The organism is Pseudomonas sp. PS01300 (genome assembly GCF_029960155.1).
In the GTDB taxonomy this organism is placed as follows: domain Bacteria; phylum Pseudomonadota; class Gammaproteobacteria; order Pseudomonadales; family Pseudomonadaceae; genus Aquipseudomonas; species Aquipseudomonas palmensis.
In genome coordinates this window covers 12,871-35,771 of record NZ_JASCPN010000058.1, presented here as the reverse complement: position 1 = coordinate 35,771, position 22,901 = coordinate 12,871, and the positions used below count along the sequence as shown (strand labels likewise).

Annotated in this window: 19 protein-coding genes; 8 read left to right on the top strand and 11 right to left on the bottom strand. The window is 63.1% G+C overall.

All coding sequences use genetic code 11. The features are described 5' to 3' along the window. Nucleotides 1-685 precede the first annotated feature (685 nt). The 6 genes from QMX96_RS21790 to QMX96_RS21765 all read right to left on the bottom strand — a co-directional run bounded on the left by QMX96_RS21790 (nt 686) and on the right by QMX96_RS21765 (nt 8,427). The gene (locus QMX96_RS21790; RefSeq protein WP_054916005.1) at nt 686-1,456 is read right to left on the bottom strand and encodes an electron transfer flavoprotein subunit beta; all 771 of its coding nucleotides are present in this window, start codon (nt 1,454-1,456) and stop codon (nt 686-688) included. A gap of 10 nt (nt 1,457-1,466) precedes the next feature. Next, entirely contained in the window at nt 1,467-2,687 is a 1,221-nt protein-coding gene (locus QMX96_RS21785; RefSeq protein WP_282362390.1) for an electron transfer flavoprotein subunit alpha/FixB family protein, read from the bottom strand. After that, the gene (gene dgcB / locus QMX96_RS21780; RefSeq protein ID WP_043860356.1) at nt 2,684-4,633 is read right to left on the bottom strand and encodes a dimethylglycine demethylation protein DgcB; all 1,950 of its coding nucleotides are present in this window, start codon (nt 4,631-4,633) and stop codon (nt 2,684-2,686) included. Before dgcB ends, QMX96_RS21785 begins: the two co-directional genes overlap by 4 nt. Before the next feature lie 158 nt (nt 4,634-4,791). Continuing rightward, the gene (gene dgcA, locus QMX96_RS21775; protein WP_282362388.1) at nt 4,792-6,852 is read right to left on the bottom strand and encodes a dimethylglycine demethylation protein DgcA; all 2,061 of its coding nucleotides are present in this window, start codon (nt 6,850-6,852) and stop codon (nt 4,792-4,794) included. Nucleotides 6,853-6,867: 15 nt separating this feature from the next. Further along, entirely contained in the window at nt 6,868-7,398 is a 531-nt protein-coding gene (locus QMX96_RS21770) for a 4-vinyl reductase (protein ID WP_054916693.1), read from the bottom strand. A gap of 51 nt (nt 7,399-7,449) precedes the next feature. Then, the gene (locus QMX96_RS21765) at nt 7,450-8,427 is read right to left on the bottom strand and encodes a dipeptidase (RefSeq protein ID WP_043860376.1); all 978 of its coding nucleotides are present in this window, start codon (nt 8,425-8,427) and stop codon (nt 7,450-7,452) included. A gap of 266 nt (nt 8,428-8,693) precedes the next feature. Here QMX96_RS21765 and QMX96_RS21760 point away from each other — a divergent pair, with 266 nt between their 5' ends. The 3 genes from QMX96_RS21760 to QMX96_RS21750 all read left to right on the top strand — a co-directional run bounded on the left by QMX96_RS21760 (nt 8,694) and on the right by QMX96_RS21750 (nt 9,923). Then, nucleotides 8,694-9,104: a lysozyme inhibitor LprI family protein gene (locus tag QMX96_RS21760; RefSeq protein WP_043860359.1), complete on the top strand. Its 411-nt coding sequence runs from the start codon at nt 8,694-8,696 to the stop codon at nt 9,102-9,104. Between the two features lie 8 nt (nt 9,105-9,112). Next, the gene (locus QMX96_RS21755; protein ID WP_043860360.1) at nt 9,113-9,532 is read left to right on the top strand and encodes a DUF3010 family protein; all 420 of its coding nucleotides are present in this window, start codon (nt 9,113-9,115) and stop codon (nt 9,530-9,532) included. 130 nt (nt 9,533-9,662) lie between these two features. Further along, nucleotides 9,663-9,923, top strand: coding sequence for a hypothetical protein (locus QMX96_RS21750; RefSeq protein ID WP_043860361.1), 261 nt, complete (start codon nt 9,663-9,665; stop codon nt 9,921-9,923). Nucleotides 9,924-10,025: 102 nt separating this feature from the next. On the opposite strand, the gene QMX96_RS21745 is transcribed toward QMX96_RS21750, so the two are convergent. Next, on the bottom strand, nt 10,026-11,129 hold the full coding sequence (locus tag QMX96_RS21745; RefSeq protein ID WP_043860362.1) for a GlxA family transcriptional regulator: 1,104 nt from the start codon (nt 11,127-11,129) through the stop codon (nt 10,026-10,028). 393 nt (nt 11,130-11,522) lie between these two features. Continuing rightward, complete coding sequence (locus QMX96_RS21740; RefSeq protein ID WP_054916697.1) at nt 11,523-12,899, bottom strand: L-serine ammonia-lyase; 1,377 nt, start codon at nt 12,897-12,899, stop codon at nt 11,523-11,525. Nucleotides 12,900-13,249: 350 nt separating this feature from the next. Between QMX96_RS21740 and QMX96_RS21735 the strand changes: the two genes are divergently transcribed. The 3 genes from QMX96_RS21735 (at nt 13,250) to choV (ending at nt 16,291) form a co-directional block, all read left to right on the top strand. Then, the gene (locus tag QMX96_RS21735) at nt 13,250-14,197 is read left to right on the top strand and encodes a choline ABC transporter substrate-binding protein (protein ID WP_058541799.1); all 948 of its coding nucleotides are present in this window, start codon (nt 13,250-13,252) and stop codon (nt 14,195-14,197) included. 70 nt (nt 14,198-14,267) lie between these two features. Beyond that, a complete protein-coding gene (gene choW, locus QMX96_RS21730; protein ID WP_173925098.1) occupies nt 14,268-15,116 on the top strand; it encodes a choline ABC transporter permease subunit in 849 nt (282 codons plus the stop codon). Next, nucleotides 15,113-16,291, top strand: a complete 1,179-nt coding sequence (gene choV, locus QMX96_RS21725) for a choline ABC transporter ATP-binding protein (RefSeq protein WP_043860366.1) — start codon at nt 15,113-15,115, stop codon at nt 16,289-16,291. The genes choW and choV overlap by 4 nt, the downstream gene beginning before the upstream one ends. Before the next feature lie 338 nt (nt 16,292-16,629). On the opposite strand, the gene QMX96_RS21720 is transcribed toward choV, so the two are convergent. From QMX96_RS21720 to betT, 3 genes are all read right to left on the bottom strand, one after another. Next, nucleotides 16,630-17,340, bottom strand: coding sequence for a hypothetical protein (locus tag QMX96_RS21720; RefSeq protein WP_282362385.1), 711 nt, complete (start codon nt 17,338-17,340; stop codon nt 16,630-16,632). 145 nt (nt 17,341-17,485) lie between these two features. Beyond that, entirely contained in the window at nt 17,486-17,806 is a 321-nt protein-coding gene (locus QMX96_RS21715; protein WP_282362384.1) for a hypothetical protein, read from the bottom strand. A gap of 429 nt (nt 17,807-18,235) precedes the next feature. Beyond that, the gene (gene betT, locus QMX96_RS21710) at nt 18,236-20,239 is read right to left on the bottom strand and encodes a choline BCCT transporter BetT (protein WP_054915558.1); all 2,004 of its coding nucleotides are present in this window, start codon (nt 20,237-20,239) and stop codon (nt 18,236-18,238) included. 423 nt (nt 20,240-20,662) lie between these two features. On the opposite strand from betT, the gene betI reads away from it, so the two are divergent. Further along, nucleotides 20,663-21,328: a transcriptional regulator BetI gene (gene betI / locus QMX96_RS21705; RefSeq protein WP_043860369.1), complete on the top strand. Its 666-nt coding sequence runs from the start codon at nt 20,663-20,665 to the stop codon at nt 21,326-21,328. A 29-nt stretch (nt 21,329-21,357) separates the two neighbouring features. Further along, entirely contained in the window at nt 21,358-22,830 is a 1,473-nt protein-coding gene (betB, locus tag QMX96_RS21700; protein WP_043860370.1) for a betaine-aldehyde dehydrogenase, read from the top strand. The last annotated feature ends 71 nt before the right edge of the window (nt 22,831-22,901 follow it).

The window sequence follows — 22,901 nt, the reverse complement described above, 5'->3', positions numbered from 1 at the left end:
GGGCCACCCCCGCCCCCCCACGGGCCGGGTATATTTTGGGGGCGGGGGATTCACCCACGATGAGGCCGGTGCTAACTGTACAAATTTTGACCAACCCCCGCAAACCCCAGCCCCTACTGCCCCATACCTACTCCACCAACACTTTATCCACAGCCACACCCACAGCAATTGTGGGCAACCCTTGTGGAAAACTTCCGCCCAGCGCCCTTCAATCCACAGCGTGCAATAGATCAAAAAGTGATCAAACCTCTGTAAGCCTTTGAATACGTGCCCCCCAGCACTGCACGAACACCTTATCCACAAAGCCGCCAACAGACTTTGTGTGCAAGTAGCCCTCTTTGCATAACCCATGTGGATAAGCCGCCGAAACCCCCGATTTTCGCTGCCGCGTGAGTATTTCGCGGTGGATTGACGAGGTTTTGTGCGTTTTTTGATCAAATAGCTGAACACCTTTAACCACGTGGCCTGCAGCCATGTCCGAACAGATTATCCACAGAGCCGCCAACAAGGATTGTGAGCAAAACTGCCGTCTCGCTGGACGACGGGCATGAAAAAACCGCGAAAAATTCGCGGCGTGTATTGATCACTATTTGAACAATAGCCTGCAGGCCACGGTTGACGTGGCCTGCAGCCATAGGCAAACACTTTATCCACAGAACCGCCAACAGACTTTGTGCACAACCCTTCAGCGCAGCACACCCTCCTCCACCAACAGCTTCAGGATCGCCTCGGCGCCTTCGCTCGGGGTCACGCCCTTGAGTACCTGTCCACCGCCGCCACTGGCCTTCGCCGTGGCGGCTTTCATGCGGTCGGCACCGCTCTTGGCCTTGATCACCTTGAGGCGTTTGGGCCGGGGTCTGGCCGGCTGCAATACAGCATCTGTGAATAACTCGTCCTCCACCACCGCCACCTCATGGGCCGCCAACAGCCCGCGTTGCGCCGGCCCATAGGCGCTCTGGCGCGGCACCGGCGCGGCGTTATCCACAGTGGCGAGCATCGGCAGGCGCACGCTCAGGCGGCGCCGCTGCCCCCGTGGCAGGGCCTGCAGCACCTGGGCCACGCCATTGTGGATGGATTCCACCTGCGCCAGCCCCACCACCAGCGGCCAGCCCAGGCGCTCGGCCAGCAGAAACGGCAGCATGCCCGAGCCTTCGCCGGTTTCGGCCTGGCTGCCGCTCAGCACCAACTGTGCCCCCGCCTCGCGCAGGTAGTCGCCGAGCACGCCCAGCACATCGGCGCCTGCGGGCTGCTGCAACACGTCCAGCTGCGCCAGCCCCATGCCCAGGTACGCGCGCAGCGCAGGCTCGTGCGGGTCGCCGGCATGCAGCACCTGCAGGTTATCCCCAGCCAGTTGCAACCCCAGTTCCACGGCCCGCGCATCCTGTTCGGCGCGGCGCATGCGCCCCGAGGTGGGGTGGGCGCCGATCGAGACCAGGCTGATGACCTTGATGTTCATGAATGCCCCCTCAGGCCGCATCGCGTCGGGCGCCGTTGCGATAGTTGTCCACAGCCTCGATCAGCGCCTGCAAAATCGCCGCGCTGTCGCCGATGACCGCCAGGTCGGCACGCTTGATCATGTCGCAGCCGGGGTCCAGGTTTATCGCCACCACCTTGTCGCAGGCACCGATGCCCTGCAGATGCTGGATCGCCCCGGAGATACCCACAGCCACATACACCCGCGCCGTGACCCAGGTACCGGTGGCCCCCACCTGGCGATTGCGCGGCATGAAGCCATCGTCCACCGCCACCCGCGAGGCCCCTTCGGTGGCCCCCAGCGCGACGGTGGCCCTGTGGAAAAGTGCCCAGTCCTTGACCCCGTTGCCGCCCGACAGGATGAATTCGGCCTCGGCCATGGCGATGGTGGCCGGGTCCACCGGCACCGGGCCGAGGTCTTCGATACGCGCCAGGCTGCGCGCCGCGCCTGTGGACAACTCCACCGGCAGGGCTTCATGGCGGGTTTCGCTGACCGGCTCGGCACATTCGGCCGCCGCCAGGATCAGGCGCGCCAGCCCGCGTACCAGGTCCTGCTGGCCAGCCCCGGCGCGCCCGCTGCACAGTCCGTCCTTGACCTGCCACACCCGCGTGGCCGGGCGCTCGCCCAGCGCCGCGGCAAGGCGCCGGCCCAGCTCGCCGCCACCGCTGCGGCTGTCGGGCAGCAGCCAGTGGCGCGGGTTGAACTGGTTATCCACAGCCCGCAGGCCTTGCACCCGCTGCTCCGGTGCATAACCTGCGAACGCGTCACCGTCGATCTGCAGCAGGCGGTCGACGCCGAACGTGCCGAAGGCGGTTTCCTTGTGCTCGCCAAACACCACTGCCAGCACCGCGCCGTCGCTGCCGGCCAGGCTGTGGGCCAGCCCGAGCACATCCCGGTCGTGGCTGCTCAGGCGCCCGCCGACCATGTCCGGCACCACCACGATGTAGAACGCCGGCAACGGCACCTGATGCAGCGGCACCAGCACCTCGGCGGCGGCGCTGCGCTTGCTCGTAGCGCCCTGGCTGGCGCCGCTGCGATCGATGCGCTTGATCCCATTGGGGCCGATGAAACCCACCGCATGCGGGTTCTTGCGCAGCACGCCATTGGGCCCCATCCACTGCGTCTGTTGGGCCTGCATGGCTGCGTGCAGCGGGTGCAGACGGTTGCGTGCAATCCACTCGGCACGCGGGTCACGCCGGATGATGTCGCTCATGGGTCCACCTGCGCAGGTTCTGGTTGGCTTGCTACCGGCGTGCTGGCAACCGTCGCTTCACGCAGCGCGTCGGCCACCAGCTCGGCCAGGTCCTTGATCTGCGGGCGTGGTTCGACCACGCCTTCGAGCATCGCGGTGCACTGCGGGCAGCCCACAGCCACCACCTCGGCGGCGGTCTCGCGGATGTCCTGCATGCGCATGTCGGGAATGCGCTGCTTGCCCGGAATGTCGGTGATCGGCGCACCGCCACCGCCGCCGCAGCAACGCGAGCGAAAGCCGGAGCGCGCCATCTCGCGCACCTCGATGCCCAGCGCACGCAGCACCTGGCGCGGCGCCTCGTACTCGCCGTTGTAGCGGCCCAGGTAGCACGGGTCGTGATAGGTCACGCTGGCGCCCTTGTGCGGCGCCAGGTCGAGGCGGCCGGCGGCGATCAACTCGGCGATGAAGCTGCTGTGATGCTGCACCTGGTAGTGCCCGCCCAGCGCGCCGTATTCGTTCTTCAGTACATGGAAGCTGTGCGGGTCGCAGGTGACGATGCGTGTGAAGCGGTACTGCGCCAGGGTCCGGATGTTGCGCCGGGCCAGTTGCTGGAAGGTGGCCTCGTCGCCCAGCCGGCGGGCCACGTCGCCGCTGTCGCGTTCCTCCAGGCCAAGCACGGCAAAGCCTACATTGGCCGCCCTGAGCACCTTGACGAAAGCGCGCAGGGTGCGCTGGTTGCGCATGTCGAAGGCGCCGTCACCCACCCATAACAGCACGTCGGTGCCGTGCACCTCGCCCAGCACTTCGAGGTCGAGGTCGGCGGCCCAGTTCATGCGCCCGCCCGGGGCGAAGCCGCCGGGGTTGTCGGTGGCGATCAGGTTGTCCAGCACCTCGGCGCCCTTGTTCGGCGTGGCGCCTTTTTCCAGGGTCAGGTGGCGACGCATGTCGACGATCGCATCCACGTGCTCGATCATCATCGGGCACTCCTCCACGCACGCCCGACAGGTGGTGCACGACCACAGCGTGTCGGCATCCACCAGGCCGTCGACGATCGGCTGGTGCGGGTTGCCGCCGTGCTCGCCGAGCGGTTTGCCGGGGTACGGGCTGCCGGCAAACTTCGCATCGGTGCCACCCGCCAGGCCCACCACCATGTCCTGGATGAGTTTTTTCGGGTTCAGTGGCTGGCCGGCGGCGAACGCCGGGCACGCGGCCTCGCATTTGCCGCATTGCACGCAGGCGTCGAAGCCAAGCAACTGGTTCCAGGTGAAGTCCCTGGGTTTTTCCACACCCAGCGGTGCGCTCGGGTCTTGCAGATCCAGCGGCTTGAGCCCGGTGGAGCGTCCGCCGCCGAAGCGTTCGGCGCGCCGGTGCCAGGCCAGGTGCAGGGCACCGGCGAAGGCGTGCTTCATCGGCCCGCCCCAGGTCATGCCGAAGAACAGCTCGCTCACCCCCCACAGCACGCCCAGCCCGAGCAAGGCCACCAGCACCCAGCCACCGGTACCTTCGGGCAGGATGCCGGCTACCGGCAGGGTGGCGATGAAGAAGCTGGCGGAAAACACCAGCAGGCTTTTCGGCAGGCGCATCCAGGGGCCTCTGGACAGGCGCGCGGGCGGGTTCAGCCGGCGCCTGTAGACGAACAGCGCACCGCCGAACATCAAGGCGGTGGCCACCAGCAGGGCGTAGCCGAGGAGGCGGTTGTGCAGGCCGAAACCGTGCACCAGGATCGCCAGTACGGCGGCCAGCACGAAGCCGCCGGCGGTGGCGACGTGGGTGTTGGCCATGTACCTGTCGCGGGCAACCACGTGGTGCAGGTCGACCATGTACCGGCGTGGCATGGCCAGCAGGCCCTTGAGCAGCTCGACCCGCGATGGCCGGCCTTGGCGCCACATCCGCACGCGCCGCAGCGCGCCGAGCACGGCCAGGCCGAGGGCGGCGAACAGCAGCAGGGGTAGCAGGGTGTTCAACATGGGAAGCTCCCACACTCGATATGATCGGTTGCACACACTGTGGGAGCGGGCTTGACCCGCGATGGCGGCACGCCTGACACACCGCAGTGCTTGCATCGCGGGTCAAGCCCGCTCCCACAAAAAGCCCGAGCGACCGGGACAATCGGTTCACAGAGCGATCAGAAATCCTTGCACAGGCGCAAGGCGTCGTAGATCGCCGCATGGGTGTTGCGCTGCGCCACGCAATCGCCGATCCGGTACAGCAGGTACCCCTCCCCCGGCTGGCTCAATATCGGCTGCGGCTCAATCGCGAACAGCGCCTCCACATCGATCTGGCCCTTGTTGCGCGAGCCCTCCTTGAGTGCGTAGTACAGGGTCTCGTCGGGGCGCACACCGTTCTCGATCACCACCTGGTCGACCACCCGCTCCTCCCGTGCCCCGGTGTATTCGTTCTCCAGCACTGCCACCAGCTTGTCGCCCTCGCGGTAGACCTTCTCCAGCATCAGGTCGCCGGTCATGATCACTTCCTTGGGGTAGATGCTGCGGTAGTAGGTGGGGAACGAGGTGCCGCCAATCGCCACTCCCGGCTTGATGTCGTCGGTGACGATCTCCACCTGGCTGCCCTTGTCGGCCAGAAAATCCGCCACCGACATGCCGGTGAATTCGCAGATGGTGTCGTACACCAGCGCGGTCTTGCCCGGCGCCACCGTGCCGTCGAGCACGTCCCAGCTGCTGACCACCAGGCCCTCGGCCGCGCCCCAGTGCTCGTTCTGCTCGATGAACGGGTGCCCGCCCACCGCCAGCACCACCACGTCGGGGCGCAGGTCCATGAGGGTGTCGACGTCCGCCGCCGTACCCAGGCGCAGGTCGACCTTCAGCCGCGCCAGCTCCAGCTGGTACCAGCGCGTGATGCCGGCGATCTGGTCGCGTCGCGGAGCCTTGGCGGCGATGCTGATCTGCCCGCCGATCGCCTCCTTCTTCTCGAACAGGGTCACGTCATGCCCGCGCTCGGCCGCCACCCGCGCCGCCTCCATGCCGGCCGGGCCGGCACCGACCACCACCACCTTGCGTCTGGGGCCGGTGGATTTCTCGATGATGTGCGGCACGCCCATGTATTCCCGCGAGGTAGCGGCGTTCTGGATGCACAGCACGTCCAGGCCCTGGTACTGGCGGTCGATGCAGTAGTTGGCGCCCACGCACTGCTTGATCTGGTCGATCTGGCCCATCTTGATCTTGGCGATAAGGTGCGGGTCGGCGATGTGCGCGCGGGTCATGCCGACCATGTCCACGTAGCCGCCCTCCAGAATGCGCGTGGCCTGGTTGGGGTCCTTGATGTTCTGCGCGTGCATCACCGGCACGCTCACCACCTCCTTGATGCCCGCCGCCAGGTGCAGGAACGGCTCGGGCGGGAAGCTCATGTTGGGGATCACGTTGGCCAGGGTGTTGTGGGTGTCGCAGCCCGAGCCGATCACGCCGAAGAAGTCCAGCATGCCGGTGGCGTCGTAGTACCTGGCGATCTCCTTCATGTCCTCGTGGCTGAGGCCGTCGGGGTGGAACTCGTCGCCGCAGATGCGCATGCCCACGCAGAAGTCGGGGCCGACTTCCTCGCGCACCGCCTTGAGCACTTCCAGGCCGAAGCGCATGCGGTTCTCGAAGCTGCCGCCCCATTCATCGGTGCGCTTGTTGACCCGCGGGCTCCAGAACTGGTCGATCATGTGCTGGTGCACTGCCGACAGTTCCACCCCGTCCAGCCCGCCTTCCTTGGCGCGGCGCGCGGCCTGCGCGTAGTTGCCGATCACGCGCCAGATCTCTTCCGGCTCGATGGTCTTGCAGGTGGCGCGGTGCACCGGTTCGCGGATGCCCGAGGGCGACATCAGGGTCGGCCAGTGATAGCCGTCCCAGCGCGAGCGCCGGCCCATGTGGGTAATCTGGATCATGATCTTGGCGCCGTGCTTGTGCATGGCGTCGGCCAGGTTCTGGAAGTGCGGGATGATGCGGTCGGTGGCCAGGTTGACCGAGGCCCACCACTGCTGCGGGCTGTCGATGGCCACTACCGAAGAACCACCGCAGATGGCCAGGCCGATACCGCCTTTGGCCTTCTCTTCGTAGTACTTCACGTAGCGCTCGGTGGTCATGCCGCCGTCGGTGGCGTACACCTCGGCGTGTGCGGTGCTCAGTACCCGGTTGCGGATGGTCAGCTTGCCGATCTGCAGCGGCTGGAACATTGCTTCGAAAGCCATGGCGGGTTCCTCGACTTACAGGGGCTTGACGATGAACAGGCCGTCGTCGTGGCCGTGTTCCGAACCGCCGTAGACCTGCTCGGCGACCGTGCGAAGGGGGCTGCCGCGGGCCGCCAGGATCTGGTCCATGGCGCCGGCGAACCAGCCGGTGAACATGTAGTCGACCTTGCGCCCGACCTTGCCGTACACATAGACGAAGGCCGAATGTTCGAGCCTGACGCTGGCGGTACCCCTGTCGAGGTCGATGTCCTGGATCGTGAACAGCCCCCAGCCGCGTTGCGACAGGCGCTTCATGTAGTGCTCGAACACCGCCACGCCCTGCAGGCCGTGGCATTCGGCCTCCTTCTCGCACCAGTGCCAGGCCGACTTGTAGCCGGCCTTGTACAGAATCTCGGCGTAGGCGTCGGCGCCCAGCACCTCTTCGATGCCCATGTGGTTGTTGACGAAGAAATGCCGCGGCACGTACAGCATCGGCAGCGCGTCGCTGGTCCACACACCAGTTTCGCTGTCGACTTCGATGGGCAATTGCGGGGCGATCTTGGCCATGGAAACTGAACTCCATAAAAGAAAAAGGATGCGGCTGGGTGAGGCGTGGGGTTACTCGCCCCAGACGTCTTTCAGGACATTGACCCAGTTCTCGCCCATGATCTTGCGCACCACCCGCTCGGGGTGGCCGCGCTTGAGCAGGGTTTCGGTGAGGTTGGGAAATTCACCAACGGTGCGGATGCCCAGCGGGTTGATGATCTTGCCGAAGCTGGTGAGGCGGCGCGCATAGCCCTTGTCGTGGGTCAGGTACTCGAAGAAGTCCTGGCCGTGGCCCTGGGTGAAGTCGGTGCCGATGCCGATGGCGTCTTCACCCACCAGGTTCATGGTGTATTCGATGGCCTCGGCGTAGTCGTCGATGGTCGCGTCGATACCCTTGGCCAGAAACGGCGCGAACATGGTCACGCCGACAAAGCCGCCATGGTCGGCGATGAACTTCAACTCGGCATCGGACTTGTTGCGCGGGTGCTCCTTGAGCCCGGAGGGCAGGCAGTGGGAATAGCACACCGGTTTTTTCGATTCGAGGATGACTTCCTCGCTGGTTCGGGAGCCGACGTGGGACAGGTCGCACATGACCCCCACGCGGTTCATCTCGGCGACGATTTCGCGACCGAAGCCGGACAACCCGCCGTCGCGCTCATAGCAGCCGGTACCCACCAGGTTCTGGGTGTTGTAGCACATCTGCACGATGCCCACGCCCAGCTGCTTGAAGATCTCCACGTAGCCGAGCTGGTCCTCGAAGGCATGGGCGTTCTGAAAGCCGAAGAGGATGCCGGTCTTGCCCTGCTCCTTGGCCTTGCGGATGTCGGCGGTGGTGCGTACCGGCAGTACCAGGTCGCTGTTTTCGCGAATCAGCTTCTGGCTGGCGACGATGCTGTTGATGGTGGCCTGAAAGCCCTCCCACACCGAGACAGTGCAGTTGGCGGCGGTGAGGCCGCCCTTGCGCATGTCCTCGAACAGCTCGCGGTTCCACTTGGCGATGATCAGCCCGTCGATAACGATGCTGTCTGCGTGCAATTCGGCCGGGCTCATCAGGCTGTCCCCTTGTATGACGTTGCGGCGCCGAATCGTCTGCCGGCGCTTTGGGGCCAGCATATGCCTAGGCGCCAGGTCGCCAGGATGCAAAAACGACAGGGGAATTGCCGAAAACGTCAAGGTGCGACAAAGGGCCCGGGCGGCACCCGTCGGGAAGGTGCCGAACAGTGCCGACGATTGCCCGCTCGCCATGCTGTTCTTTGCTACGGTGCTTTGCGAGAATCGCGGATCCTTTACGCGCACCCTGGTGGGAGACTCTGTAGATGAAATCGCTGGTATGGCTTGTGCTTGCGGCTGTGGCGCTGGGCGCACAGGCCGAGGAAAGTGACGCTCCCACCCCGTGCGACAACGTCGAGACGGCCCAGCAGAACTACGCCTGCGCCGCCTACAGCCGTACGGTCGCCGAACGCGAGCTGAACGCCGCCTTCGGCGACCTGCTCGAACGCATCAAGGAACAGTATGCCGGCCAGGGTGCGAAGATCACCGAACTGAGCAGCCGCCTGAACGCCGCCCAGAACCTGTGGAAGCAAGTACGCGACGCCGACTGCAAGGTCGAGACCTTCGACAGCACACCGGGCAAGGAGTACGACGCCGCACTGAACACCTGCCTGGCGCAACGCAGCGACGACCGCTCCGAATACCTGCAGTCCCTTGGCCTGCAAAACTCCGATTGAGGCAACCCATGAAAATCTGCGGCATCGAAATCAAGGGCAGCGAAGCCCTGCTGGCCGTGGCCAGCCTGGACGCCGGCCAGCCCGTGCACGTTGGCGTGGCCACCAAGAAGATCGGCCTGGAGGATGACGAGGATGCCGCCCAGGTAAAGGCATTCGCCGCACAGGTCAGAGCCTTTGTCAGCGAGCATGGCATCGGGCAATTGGCGATCAAGAAGCGCAGCAAGAAGGGCGACTTTGCCGGCGGCCCGACCACCTTCAAGATCGAGGGCGTGCTGCAGTTGCTGGACAACTGCACGGTGGAGCTGGTGTCGCCGCAGACCGTCAGCGCCCAGGCCAAGAAGCACAATCTCGAGCTGCCGGGAACGCTGAACAAGTATCAGCATGAGGCCTACAAGAGCGCCTGTGCGGCGCTGCTCAAGCGCGGCTGAGGGCGCCTGCGCACGTCACTGATCTAGCCAAAAACGACCTGTTCATAGGTATGCCGGCCATGCCCCTTGTCGCCACCGCGCAGCGCTCCCAGAATCGGGGCACCCTTCGCCTCGAACAAGGACAACCGCCATGATGCACGCCGATTTGATCGATCAGGACGACCTGCTGGGCCAACTGCGCGCCCTGGGCTTCGAGATGCCTGCCGGCGCCAGCGCCGAGCAGGCCTGCGAATGTGCGGTACGCGGCTTGAGCGCGGAACGCGCCCGGGCCCTGCGCGGCCTGGTGGAGCAGTTGTACACCGGCAGCGCGACGATACTGCCGGCGGTGCGCCAGGCGATCGACAAGCAGTTGCTGCCGGCGCTGGCGAACCACAAAAGCCTTCACGGTTGACCCCATCGCGGGCCAAGCCCGCTCCCACAGGCGCTTCACTGCCCTTCAGAGCAGCGATGTACCGGTGGGAGCGGGCTTGACCCGCGATGCTGTCGGCCTGGTCTACAGCCTCACACTGGCAAACGTCGACTCATTGCGCGCCTGACTCAGCGCCGACATCGGCCCGGCCAGCGGCGACAGCACCAGCGCCTGCGGCAGCGGCATCATCGCCACCTGCTGGGCCGTGTTCGAGCCTACCCGCTCATCACGCGGCGGTATCCCGAAGTATTCCCGGTAGCACTTGGAAAAGTGCGGCGTGGACACGAACCCGCACACCGACGCCACCTCGATGATCGACATCGGCGTCTGCTTGAGCAGCTGCCGCGCACGAATCAGCCGCAGCTTCAGGTAATAGCGCGACGGCGAACAATGCAGGTACTTCTGGAACAACCGCTCCAGCTGACGCCGCGACACCGCCACGTACACCGCCAGTTCGTCCAGGTCGATCGGCTCTTCGAGGTTGGCCTCCATCAGCGCCACGATTTCCTGCAGCTTGGGCTGGTTGGTACCGAGCATGTGCTTGAGCGGCACGCGCTGGTGGTCCTGCTCGTTGCGGATACGCTCGTACACGAACATCTCCGAGATCGCCGCCGACAGCTCGCGGCCATGATCGCGGCTGATCAGGTGCAGCATCATGTCCAGCGGCGCGGTGCCGCCCGAGCTGGTGAAGCGGTTGCGGTCCAGGGTAAACAGGCGCGTGCTCATGCTCACCCGCGGGAAGGCCTCCTGCATCGCGGCCAGGCACTCCCAGTGCACGCTGCAATCGAAGCCATCGAGCAGCCCCGCACAGGCCAGCGCCCAGCTGCCGGTACACACCGCCCCCAGCCGACGCGACTGGCGGGCCTGGCTCTGCAGCCAGGTCACGTGTTCACGGGTCACGGTGCGCTGGATGCCGATGCCGCCACACACGATCACGGTGTCCATCGCCGGCGCCGCGTGCATCGCCGAATCAGGAGTGATCTGCAGGCCGTCGCTGGCCCACACCTGACCGCCATCCACGCTCAGGGTGCTCCAGCGATACAGCTCGCGACCCGACAACTGGTTGGCCATGCGCAGCGGCTCGACCGCAGAGGCCAGGGAGATCAGCGTGAAGTTGTCCAGCAGCAGGAAACCGATGGATTGGGGGGTGCGGTTCTGGTTTGGGGTTGCGGAGTTGTACGACGTCATCGCGATCTCTCCTCACACAATGCAGGGTGTGCCTCAGGCTCGGGCTTTTTGTCATGGCCCCGGTTCGATTGCAGGGGCTTTGCCAAACCCAACGCAAATGCCATGCCCAAACTTGAATACGCATTCAACAACACCTGAAAACGACATCGCGATGTGTCTAGTTCGCCCACGCCCGCAGGGTCGCTTTTAAACGCAAAAGGCCGGGCCAAAGCCTGTCTGTAGTCCCGTTGTGAAATTGGGTAGCACTTGTGGGAAGGATGCCCAGAAACGACAACGCGCGGTGTCACCGCGCGTGCTGGAAGGGGTGGCGTGGCCAGTGAATCGCCATCGGCCGGGGCGCGCCAAAACGCAGCGCACGCTCAAAGCGATGGTCCAAAACGGCGCAGCCACGCCTCAGCATTCGATGGCGTTCACCGCCAGCCCGCCGCGAGAGGTTTCCTTGTACTTGTCGTGCATGTCGGCGCCGGTGTCGCGCATGGTGCGGATCACCCGGTCGAGGGAGATGAAGTGCTCGCCGTCACCGCGCAAGGCCATCTGCGCGGCGTTGATCGCCTTGACCGCGGCAATCGCGTTGCGCTCGATGCACGGCACCTGCACCAGCCCGCCAACCGGATCGCAGGTCAGCCCCAGGTTGTGTTCCAGGCCGATCTCGGCGGCGTTCTCCAGTTGCGCCGGGGTGGCCCCGAGCACTTCGGCCAGGCCCGCCGCCGCCATTGCGCAGGCCGAGCCGACCTCGCCCTGGCAGCCGACTTCGGCGCCGGAGATCGACGCGTTCTTCTTGCACAGGATGCCCACCGCCGCCGCGCCCAGAAAGAAGTCCACCACGCTGGCTTCGCTGACCTCGTCGCTGAAGCGCATGTAGTAGTGCAGCACCGCCGGGATGATGCCTGCCGCGCCGTTGGTGGGGGCGGTGACCATGCGCCCGCCTGCGGCGTTTTCCTCGTTGACCGCCAGCGCATACAGGTTGACCCACTCCATGGCACTGAGGGTGGAGCCGATCACGTTGGGCTTGCCCAGCTCCTGCAGGCTGCGGTGCAGGCGTGCCGCGCGGCGGCGCACATTGAGCCCGCCCGGCAGGATGCCCTCGTGGCGCAGGCCGTTTTCGACACAGGCCTGCATGGCCCGCCACAGGGTCATGAGCCCGGCACGGATTTCAGCCTCGCTGCGCCACACCTTTTCGTTCTCCAGCATCAGTTGCGACACGCGCAGGTCGTGCTGCCGGCACAAATCCAGCAGTTCCACGGCACTGTTGAAGTCGTAGGGCAGCACGGTGGTGTCGGCGTCCAGCACACCGCTGGCCGCCTGCGCCGCGTCCACCACGAAGCCGCCGCCCACCGAGTAGTAGGTATCGCGGTGCAGCTCGCCCTGCTCGCCCTCGGCGATCAGGGTCAGGGCGTTGGGGTGGTACGGCAGGTTCTCGTCCAGCAGGCGCATGTCGCGGGCCCAGACGAAGCCGACTGGCCAGCGTCCGTCCAGCAGCAGGCTGTCGGTTTCGCGCAGCGTGGCGATGCGCGGGGCGATCTGCGCCGGGTCGATGGCGTCCGGCCATTCGCCCATCAGGCCCATGATCACCGCGTTGTCACTGCCGTGACCGATGCCGGTGGCCGACAGCGAGCCGTACAGGCGCACCTCGATACGCCGCACCCGAGCCAGCAGGTTGCGCTCGCGCAGCCCCTGCACGAACAGCGCCGCGGCGCGCATCGGGCCGACGGTGTGCGAGCTTGAAGGGCCGACACCGATCTTGAACAGGTCGAACACACTGATGGCCATGCCGCGTACCTCTGGCTGCTACGCTGAAAAGGCGGCAATCCGCCGGTTTCGCGCATCATCAGGCTTTTGTCAGCGACCACGACGTCTGCAACCGACGCGCTCTTGTCCAGCAGCGCCGCCCGTTGCCAGGGCAGGACCTGCGCCGTTTTTTTGCGGTGCACATGCGCCAGAACCGCGTTTTTCGAGGCCGACGACACTGTAAGCGACCTCATTGGCACTGGATGCGACCCTGCCTGTACTGGATACGACGCACCCGGTAGGCGTTTGATTTTCGCTGTTAGATGATCGGTACCGACTCGATTGCACGGCCCCTGTCCCGTGGGACATCCGAAAAAAACCAGGAGTCCACCATGAAAGGTTCACCCCCGCTGTTGCTGGCCGCGCTGCTGAGCCTGCCGGCGCTGGCCCAGGCCGTGGAGCCCGAGCAGTGCCACACCGTCAACTTCTCCGACGTCGGCTGGACCGACATCACCGTGACCACTGCAGTCACCAGTGCGGTGCTCCAAGCGCTCGGCTACAAGACCCGCACCACCATGATCTCGGTACCGGTGACCTACAAGTCGCTGGCCGACGGCAAGAACATGGACGTGTTCCTCGGCAACTGGATGCCGACCATGGAAAACGACATCAAGCCGTACCGCGATGCCGGCACCGTCGAGACCGTGCGTGCCAACCTGGAGAATGCCAAGTACACCCTGGCCGTGCCCCAGGCGCTGTATGACAAGGGCCTGAAGAACTTCGCCGACATCGCGAAATTCAAGAAGGAGCTGGACGGCAAGATCTACGGCATCGAGCCGGGCAACGACGGCAACCGCACCATCCAGAGCATGATCGACAGGAATGCCTTCGGCTTGAAGGACGCCGGCTTCAAGGTGGTGGAGTCGAGCGAGGCCGGCATGCTCGCGCAAGTCGACCGTGCCCAGCGCCGTGGCACCGACGTGGTGTTCCTCGGCTGGGAACCGCACCCGATGAACACGCGCTTCAAGATGAAATACCTCGAAGGCGGCGACGACTTCTTCGGCCCCGACTACGGCAAGGCCACCGTGCTCACCAACACGCGCAAGGGCTACAGCCAGGAGTGCAGCAACGTCGGCCAGTTGCTCAAGAACCTTTCCTTCACCCTGGACATGGAAAGCACCCTGATGGGCAAGGTGCTCGACGACAAGGTCAAGCCCGACGCCGCCGCCAAGGCCTGGCTCAAGCAGAACCCGCAGGTGCTCGACACCTGGCTGGCCGGCGTGACCACCGTGGATGGCAAACCGGGCCTGGAGGCGGCCAAGGCCAAGCTGACGCAGTAAGCACGCCCCGCGCCGGGGGGCGATTGCCCGGCGCGGGTTGTTTCCAATCCCTTGCAGGTGGACGCTCGCTATCATGCTGATCGATCAAAAAATACCCCTGGGCCAGCACATCGCGGCCTTCGTCGAGTGGTTGACGCAACACGGCGCCAACTACTTCGACGCCTTCGCCGAGGCGCTGGAGTTCATGATTCACGGGGTGACCGGGGCGCTGACCTGGTTCAACCCATTCGTCCTGATTGCCCTGGTGGCCCTGATCGCTCACCTGATCCAGCGCAAATGGGCGCTCACCGTGTTCTGCGCGCTGTCGTTCCTGCTGATTCTCAACCTCGGCTACTGGCAGGAAACCATGGAAACCCTGGCCCAGGTGCTGTTCGCCACCTTCGTGTGCGTGGCCATCGGCGTGCCGCTGGGCATCCTGGCGGCGCACAAGCCGATGTTCTACACCGCCATGCGCCCGGTACTCGACCTGATGCAGACGGTGCCCACGTTCGTGTACCTGATCCCGACCCTGACCCTGTTCGGCCTGGGCGTGGTGCCGGGGCTGATCTCGACGGTGGTGTTCGCGATTGCCGCGCCCATCCGCCTGACCTACCTGGGCATCCGCGACGTGCCGCAGGAACTGCTGGATGCCGGCAAGGCGTTCGGCTGCTCGCGGCGCCAGCTGCTCTCGCGCATCGAGCTGCCGCATGCCATGCCCAGCATCGCGGCGGGGGTCACCCAGTGCATCATGCTGTCGCTGTCGATGGTGGTGATCGCCGCGCTGGTGGGCGCCGACGGTCTGGGCAAACCGGTGGTCAACGCACTCAACACCGCCGATATCGCGCTGGGCTTCGAGGCGGGGCTGGCGATCGTGCTGCTGGCGATCATGCTCGACCGTATCTGCAAGCAACCGGACGCACCGGCAAGGAGTGAAGCATGAGCATCATTCGCTTCGAAGAGGTCGACGTGATCTTCTCGCGCCACCCGCGTGAGGCGCTCAGCCTGCTGGACCAGGGCCTCACGCGTGAACAGATCCTGAAGAAGACCGGCCTGGTGGTCGGCGTCGAGAAAGCCAGCCTGGACATCAACAAGGGCGAGATCTGCGTGCTGATGGGCCTGTCGGGTTCAGGCAAGTCGAGCCTGCTGCGCTGCATCAACGGCCTGAACACGGTGAGCCGCGGCAAGCTGTTCGTCGAGCATGAAGGCGCACAGATCGACATTGCCCACTGCACCCCGGCCGAGCTGAAGATGATGCGCACCCAGCGTATCGCCATGGTGTTCCAGAAGTTCGCCCTGATGCCCTGGCTGACGGTACGCGAGAACATCAGTTTCGGCCTGGAGATGCAGGGCCGGCCCGAGAAGGAGCGGCGCAAGCTGGTGGACGAGAAGCTCGAGCTGGTGGGCCTGACCCAGTGGCGCAACAAGAAGCCCGACGAGCTGTCGGGCGGCATGCAGCAGCGCGTGGGCCTGGCCCGGGCGCTGGCGATGGACGCCGACATCCTGCTGATGGACGAACCGTTCTCGGCGCTCGACCCGCTGATCCGCCAGGGCCTGCAGGACGAGCTGCTTGAGCTGCAACGCAAGCTGGCCAAGACCATCGTGTTCGTCAGCCATGACCTGGACGAGGCCCTAAAGCTCGGCAGCCGCATCGCGATCATGAAGGACGGGCGCATCATCCAGTACAGCAAGCCCGAGGAGATCGTGCTCAACCCGGCAGACGAGTATGTGCGTACCTTCGTCGCGCATACCAACCCGCTCAACGTGCTGTGCGGGCGCAGCCTGATGCGCACACTGGACAAGTGCAAGCGCATCAACGGTTCGGTATGCCTGGACCCGGGTGGTGATTCTTGGCTGGACCTGGCCGAGGGCAACACCATCAGGGGCGCGCGCCAGGGCGTCAACGGCATGGCCTTGCAGAACTGGGCGCCCGGCGAGGCGGTGGAGGGGCTGGAGCGCAAGCCGACGCTGGTGAATGCCAATATCGGTATGCGCGAGGCGTTGCAGATTCGGTATCAGACGGGGAACAAGCTGGTGTTGCAGGAGGGGAATCAAGTGGTGGGGATATTGGGCGACAGCGAGCTGTATCACGCGTTGTTGGGCAAGAATCTGGGGTGAAGCGGATGGCTTCTTCGCCGGCAAGGTCAGCGCATGACTTGCCAGCGAGGGGGCCGTGAGGGCAAGACGTCGATATGAATTCTTTTTCTGGCAAGTTTGAACTGTGGGGCAGGGTTTTCAAGTTTGAAAGTAAAAACTGTCTATTCTCATGCTGACAGCCGCTTATGGTGGGGCGGTCATGGGGGGCGTAATTCTCGTATTGACGCTGTGGGGGCGTAGTAAAGGGTGCGATTTCCCAATTAATGACAATTCAATACTTAGCCCGCTTCCGAAAACTCTGCTTCCATAAAAACAGAGCTTACACACAAGACTCACACTTCTATTTTTATAGGGGCATATTAAAACCTCCTGCTATTTTTGCACAAAAAGCCAACTAACCTTGAAAATGCATAAGGATATTTACTTACCTCACGCCTACTGATAGCACAATCCAGCTCAAACGAATTCATGTATTTTTTTACGTTTCTTACTGAAACACCAGGAACACTACCAACTCTATCCAGACCACTTTCCACATTATCAATCAAGTATGCACCCCTGTTCTGGCGAAAACCAAATCTGACCACTATGTTTTCCTCAAACACAACAGCGCCCTCATCATTACCATCCCAGAAATAAAAACTTATATTATCGAGCGATCCGCCCCGTAAGTCTCGATAATCCCAATACGCTTTCAGCAGCGTGGTTAATCTAACCTTCGGCTCAACACCCAATCCAGTGCCGACAGATTCATCTGCAAAAAAATACAACTTGTGCATCAGACTAAGCCCAGTATTTCTATGAGGCACAATAATTTCTTTTTCGTAAGCGTGACAGTCTGACTTATCACCCACCAATTCATACCCGTAGTCCTCTAGGGTGGAGCGCTCCATATCAGGCAGCCCAAGAATCTCTAAATCCTCAAATGTTAATTTATCCAAAAAAATATTAAATATTTCGAAAAATGTAGCTCTCAACATTGTTTTCACCAAGAATTTAATAACAGGGTTCGTTCCAGCGGAGTGATGCCACGGCCCGGCGCGAAGAGGTAGAACTTTATTCACTGCCATACCGGTCATTCAGCATGGGCTGTCAGCTTGGAGCATAAGTACACGTCTCTGGCATCCGAAGGGGCCTTCTTGTAGAGGCCTAAACGCATACAATTACTTTAGAGCCAAAAAACACTTTATTTAAGTGCAACTTTACTTATCGACTTTAAAGTGCCTGTCCAACTTCAAAAATTGCCCACCCCCTCATTATTTGAAGCCCTTTTATTTTTAGTTTAATTTCCGACCCCTCTGATTTGACGTAGAAACCTAGCAAGGCGTTTTTTTCTTCTATTTCGTCTACATGACTAAACAGCATAGCATTTGCCGCACTTTCAAGCTCTTTGAACAAATTCCGGTACCTCGAGAACTCTTTGACTGGAGAGAACCTCCCTTGCTTTTTGGGGTTGTCACCAACCTGCAATATGATCTGCCCCAAGCACTTATCATCTTTATCAAATAAGTAAAACAGCTCTTCAGTTATTGACATCTCGTTTCATCCCCCAGCGCATTTGATAGACCGACTAAATTTTAGTCACTAAATCCATCCCTTCCATCCAGATGAATAATTCTCGCATGATTGGGAAATTTATTCGTCGGATCACTGATTACATCGAATCCTGCAACCCTAATACTTTCTGCTGTTCCCAGTGCAACTGTACCCGCTGCACGTTTTAACCCGCTGGCCTTGGGAAAGGCAAAACCCGAAAAAGTGCGCAACTTCTTGCGCAGCACTGTGCAAGAAGTTGCGCAGTTGTTAAAAGTCGAGAATCGACTTTTTCGTGCTTCCTTGGTCGCCAGCCAGCGAACCTTTTAATTTATTTATCGTTCGTCAGCGCTGTAGAACGCCAACGCATTGTCAGCAAAAAAAAGGCCCTGCCGTCACCGGCAGGGCCCTTCTTCATTCAGCTATCTGCCATCAGCTGTACACACGCCCCAGCAACTGGCGATGGCTCTCGAACTGATCCAGCACGTCGCGGGTGATCTGCTCGACGGTAAAGCCCATCAGGTCGTACTCCTGGCTGCCGTTGTGCAGGTACACCTCGGCCCGGTAGTAACGCTGGCGCACGTCGCCTTCACCCTGCGCCGGCGCTTCGCTCGGCGCCGCCAGGTAGCCGTCCAGGCTCACTTCGTAGACGAACGGGTTGCCCTCCTCCATCTCGATGCGCAAGCCCATCGCCTCGCGCGACTGGCCGACGCGGCTCTGCACCTGCAGGCCCATGCCCTGCAACTGCACCGCCGCCTCTTTCAGCGCCGGGCTCACCTGCTTGTCCATGAAGCGCTGCACCATCGCCTGGGTCGGCTGCAGGTCCAGCTGGGTGAGGCGCTCGCTGAAGCCACGACGGCCACGCGCCGCCAGTTCGGCCTGCTCCTGCTCGACCTGGGTGTCCTGCTTCATGGCCTTGAACAGGCCGAACATGAACACCACCAGCACCACCGAGAACGGCAGCCCGGCCAATACCACCATGGTCTGCATGGCCTGGAAGTTGCCCACCAGCAACAGCCCGATGGTCACCAGGGTGATGATCGCCGACCACAGGATACGCAGCCAGTGCGGGGCATCCTCGTCCACGTCGCCGCCCTTGCACGACAGGTTGGCCATCATCACCGCGCCCGAGTCAGCCGGGGTGAGGAACAGCACGAAGCCGACGAACACCGCCACACCAACCACGATCTTGGCCGCCGGGAAGTGCTCCAGCAGCTGGTAGATCGACATCGCCGGTTGTTCCACCGCCGTGCGCCCAAGCTCCACCGCACCGTGGTTGATCACCAGGTCCAGCGCGGTGTTGCCGAAGATCGACAGCCACGCCAGGGTAAAGCCCAGCGGAATCAGCAGCACGCCGGCCACCAGCTCGCGCACGGTGCGGCCACGGGAGATACGCGCGATGAACATGCCCACGAACGGGGCCCAGGAAATCCACCAGGCCCAGTAGAACAGGGTCCACAGGCCCAGCCAGCCTTCGGACCTGGCGTTGTTGCCTTCGTACACGTAGAGGTCGAAGGTCTTGAGGATCACGCCGTTGAGGTAGTCGCCGATGTTCTGCACGAACCCGTTGAGCAGGTGCAGGGTGTCACCGAACAGCAGCACGAACAGCAGCAGGCCGCTGAACAGCAGGATGTTCAGGTTGGACAGGCGGCGAATGCCGTTCTCCACGCCCGACACCGCCGCGATCGTGGCCACGGTGCTCATCACCAGGATCACCATCAGCAGGTTGGTGTTGCTGTGCTGCATGCCGAACAGGTACTCCAGGCCCGAGGACACCTGCATCGCACCGATGCCCAGGTTGGTCACCAGGCCCAGCAGGGTCACGAACATGCCGAAGATGTCCACGGTGTGCCCGGCAGCCCCCTTGACCCAGCGCTCACCCACCAGCGGGTACAGCGCCGAACGCAAGGCCAGTGGCTGGTTGTGGCGGTAGGCGAAGTAGGCCACGGCCAGGCCCACCAGCGCATAGATCGCCCAGCCGTGCAGGCCCCAGTGCAGGAAGGTCAACTGCATGCCCTGGCGTGCGGCCTCCAGGCTGGCCGGCGCACCGGCAGGCGGGTTGAAGTAGTGGTCCAGCGGTTCGGACGCGCCAAAGTACAGCAGCGAGATACCGATACCGGAGGAGAACAGCATGCCGGCCCAGGCACCGTAGCTGAAGTCGGGCTTGTCGTCCTTGCCGCCAAGCTTGAGCTTGCCGTAGGAGGAAAACGCCAGTCCGATGACGAACAGCAGGTAGCCGCCGATCACCAGCATGTAGTACCAGCCGAAGCTGCGCGACAGCCAGGCTTGGGCCTGGCCGAGAATTTGACCGGCCGTGTCCGGGGCGGCGATCAGCAAGGCAGTCAACAACAGGATCAGCAGCGCCGTGGTGTAGAACACCACGCTGTTGACCCGGACCCTCTCGGCAGGGGTCTTTATCAGGGAGGCAGAACTCATTGCACAGATGCTCCAGGCAGTGCGAGAGAAAACACGAAACGACCCGTCACCCGCGCAATTGGTGCAATAGCCCCACTGCGTCAGGTGTTATAAAAGCACCTTGAAAAACCGTGATCCCAAACCGATTGCGTTGAAAAAAACAGAAAAAGGGTCCCGATCCGAGGGCCCGCCGAACGGTGCGACACCGCTGGGCAATTCTGATCAACGTTTCGTTTAAACCCGTGCACGCCTTGCATTACGGGGGTTACACGTCTTTTTAGGGTGCCAATCGGCGTCAGTGACGGGCCACAAAAACCTGTCAATGGCGCGAATTGTCGCAGAGCTTATTCTTTGTTGATTGAACGTTCAATCAAAACAAAATAGACTGGTCTTCGCCGAGTCAGCCGCCTGTCGTCTGCCCGAAGGCCTGAGGAGATTTGCCAGATGCCCAAGGTCGGTATGCAACCCATTCGCCGCCAGCAGTTGATCGAAGCCACGTTGATGGCGGTAGACCAGGTCGGCATGGGGGACGCCAGCATTGCGCTGATCGCCCGTTTGGCCGGTGTGTCGAACGGCATCATCAGTCACTACTTCCAGGACAAGAACGGCCTGATCGCAGCGACCATGCGGTACTTGATGAACGTGCTGATCGACAACGTCGCGGCACGTCGCCAGGCGCTCACGGAGGACACCCCGCGCGCCCACCTGAAGGTGATCGTCGAGGGCAACTTCGACGCCAGTCAGGTCAACGGCCCGGCAATGAAAACCTGGTTGGCCTTCTGGGCCGCCAGCATGCACCAGCCGTCTTTGCACCGGTTGCAGCGGATCAACGATCACCGCTTGTATTCCAACCTGTGCTGCCAGTTCCGCCGTGTGTTGCCGCTGCCCGAAGCCCGCAGCGCGGCCCGCGGGCTGGCTGCCCTGATCGACGGGCTGTGGCTGCGCGGCGCGCTGTCGGGAGATGCCTTCGATACCGACCAGGCGCAGCAGATCGCTTACGAATACATGGATTCACAACTGGCTAAACAGAGCAGCCCGGCTCTACAGGACCCGGCCTCTGAACCACTGCGCGTCGCGAGTGCCAAACAAGCAGGAGCACAGCGCGGATAGCCGACACACACTGCACTTGCGAGGACACTATGGCCCGTTTCGAAACGCAAAAACTCTACATTGACGGTGGTTATGTCGACGCTTCCAGCGGCGCCACCTTCGACGCCATCAACCCGGCCAACGGCGAAGTCCTCGCCCAGGTGCAACGTGCCAACCAGGCCGACGTGGAGCGCGCAGTGGAAAGCGCCGAGCGCGGCCAGAAAGTCTGGGCGGCCATGACCGCCATGCAGCGTTCGCGCATCCTGCGCCGCGCCGTCGACATCCTGCGCGAGCGCAACGACGAGCTGGCTGCACTGGAAACCCTGGACACCGGCAAGTCCTACTCCGAAACCCGCTACGTCGACATCGTCACCGGTGCCGACGTGCTCGAATACTACGCAGGCCTGGTGCCGGCCATCGAAGGCGAGCAGATCCCGCTGCGCGACAGCTCGTTCGTGTACACCCGTCGCGAGCCGCTGGGCGTGACCGTGGGTATCGGCGCCTGGAACTACCCGATCCAGATCGCCCTGTGGAAATCCGCCCCGGCCCTGGCCGCCGGCAACGCGATGATCTTCAAGCCCTCGGAAGTCACCTCGCTGACCACCCTGAAACTGGCCGAGATCTACACCGAAGCCGGCCTGCCGGACGGCGTGTTCAACGTACTGACCGGCAGCGGCCGCGACGTCGGCACCTACCTCACCGAACACCCGCGCATCGAGAAGGTCTCGTTCACCGGCGGCACCGCCACCGGCAAGAAGGTCATGGCCAGCGCCTCGAGCTCCTCGCTCAAGGAAGTCACCATGGAGCTGGGCGGCAAGTCGCCGCTGATCATCTGTGAAGACGCCGACCTGGACCGCGCCGCCGACATCGCGATGATGGCCAACTTCTACAGCTCGGGCCAGGTGTGCACCAACGGCACCCGCGTGTTCATCCCGGCCTCGCTCAAAGCCGCCTTCGAAGCCAAGATCGCCGAGCGCGTGGCGCGCATCCGCATCGGCAACCCGCAGGACGAGAACACCAACTTCGGCCCGCTGGTCAGCTTCGCCCACATGGAAAGCGTGCTGGGCTACATCGCCAAGGGCAAGCAAGAAGGTGCCCGCGTACTGTGTGGCGGCGAGCGTCTGACCGACGGCGAGTTCGCCAAGGGCGCCTTCGTGGCCCCGACTGTCTTCACCGACTGCCGTGACGACATGACCATCGTCAAGGAAGAGATCTTCGGCCCGGTGATGAGCATCCTCTCCTACGAGACCGAAGAAGAAGTCATCCGTCGCGCCAACGACACCGACTACGGCCTGGCCGCCGGTGTCTGCACCAACGACATCAGCCGCGCGCACCGCATCATCCATCAGCTGGAAGCGGGCATCTGCTGGATCAACGCCTGGGGCGAATCGCCGGCCGAGATGCCGGTCGGTGGCTACAAGCAATCCGGTGTCGGCCGTGAAAACGGTGTCAGCTCGCTGGCCCAGTACACGCGGATCAAGTCGGTACAGGTCGAGCTGGGCAACTACGCCTCGGTGTTCTAAGCACCCGTGTAGCCGCGCCCGGGCCGCCAGGTCCGGGCGCCTCCCCCGCTCCCCTGCTCACTGCCTATGAG

What these genes read in the sequence shown, in the direction of transcription:
- QMX96_RS21790 (WP_054916005.1), bottom strand. Translation starts at nt 1,456, where the DNA reads ATGAACATCAAGGTCATCAGCCTGGTCTCGATCGGCGCCCACCCCACC.
- QMX96_RS21785 (WP_282362390.1), bottom strand. Translation starts at nt 2,687, where the DNA reads ATGAGCGACATCATCCGGCGTGACCCGCGTGCCGAGTGGATTGCACGC.
- dgcB (WP_043860356.1), bottom strand. Translation starts at nt 4,633, where the DNA reads ATGTTGAACACCCTGCTACCCCTGCTGCTGTTCGCCGCCCTCGGCCTG.
- dgcA (WP_282362388.1), bottom strand. Translation starts at nt 6,852, where the DNA reads ATGGCTTTCGAAGCAATGTTCCAGCCGCTGCAGATCGGCAAGCTGACC.
- QMX96_RS21770 (WP_054916693.1), bottom strand. Translation starts at nt 7,398, where the DNA reads ATGGCCAAGATCGCCCCGCAATTGCCCATCGAAGTCGACAGCGAAACT.
- QMX96_RS21765 (WP_043860376.1), bottom strand. Translation starts at nt 8,427, where the DNA reads ATGAGCCCGGCCGAATTGCACGCAGACAGCATCGTTATCGACGGGCTG.
- QMX96_RS21760 (WP_043860359.1), top strand. Translation starts at nt 8,694, where the DNA reads ATGAAATCGCTGGTATGGCTTGTGCTTGCGGCTGTGGCGCTGGGCGCA.
- QMX96_RS21755 (WP_043860360.1), top strand. Translation starts at nt 9,113, where the DNA reads ATGAAAATCTGCGGCATCGAAATCAAGGGCAGCGAAGCCCTGCTGGCC.
- QMX96_RS21750 (WP_043860361.1), top strand. Translation starts at nt 9,663, where the DNA reads ATGATGCACGCCGATTTGATCGATCAGGACGACCTGCTGGGCCAACTG.
- QMX96_RS21745 (WP_043860362.1), bottom strand. Translation starts at nt 11,129, where the DNA reads ATGACGTCGTACAACTCCGCAACCCCAAACCAGAACCGCACCCCCCAA.
- QMX96_RS21740 (WP_054916697.1), bottom strand. Translation starts at nt 12,899, where the DNA reads ATGGCCATCAGTGTGTTCGACCTGTTCAAGATCGGTGTCGGCCCTTCA.
- QMX96_RS21735 (WP_058541799.1), top strand. Translation starts at nt 13,250, where the DNA reads ATGAAAGGTTCACCCCCGCTGTTGCTGGCCGCGCTGCTGAGCCTGCCG.
- choV (WP_043860366.1), top strand. Translation starts at nt 15,113, where the DNA reads ATGAGCATCATTCGCTTCGAAGAGGTCGACGTGATCTTCTCGCGCCAC.
- QMX96_RS21720 (WP_282362385.1), bottom strand. Translation starts at nt 17,340, where the DNA reads ATGGCAGTGAATAAAGTTCTACCTCTTCGCGCCGGGCCGTGGCATCAC.
- QMX96_RS21715 (WP_282362384.1), bottom strand. Translation starts at nt 17,806, where the DNA reads ATGTCAATAACTGAAGAGCTGTTTTACTTATTTGATAAAGATGATAAG.
- betT (WP_054915558.1), bottom strand. Translation starts at nt 20,239, where the DNA reads ATGAGTTCTGCCTCCCTGATAAAGACCCCTGCCGAGAGGGTCCGGGTC.
- betI (WP_043860369.1), top strand. Translation starts at nt 20,663, where the DNA reads ATGCCCAAGGTCGGTATGCAACCCATTCGCCGCCAGCAGTTGATCGAA.
- betB (WP_043860370.1), top strand. Translation starts at nt 21,358, where the DNA reads ATGGCCCGTTTCGAAACGCAAAAACTCTACATTGACGGTGGTTATGTC.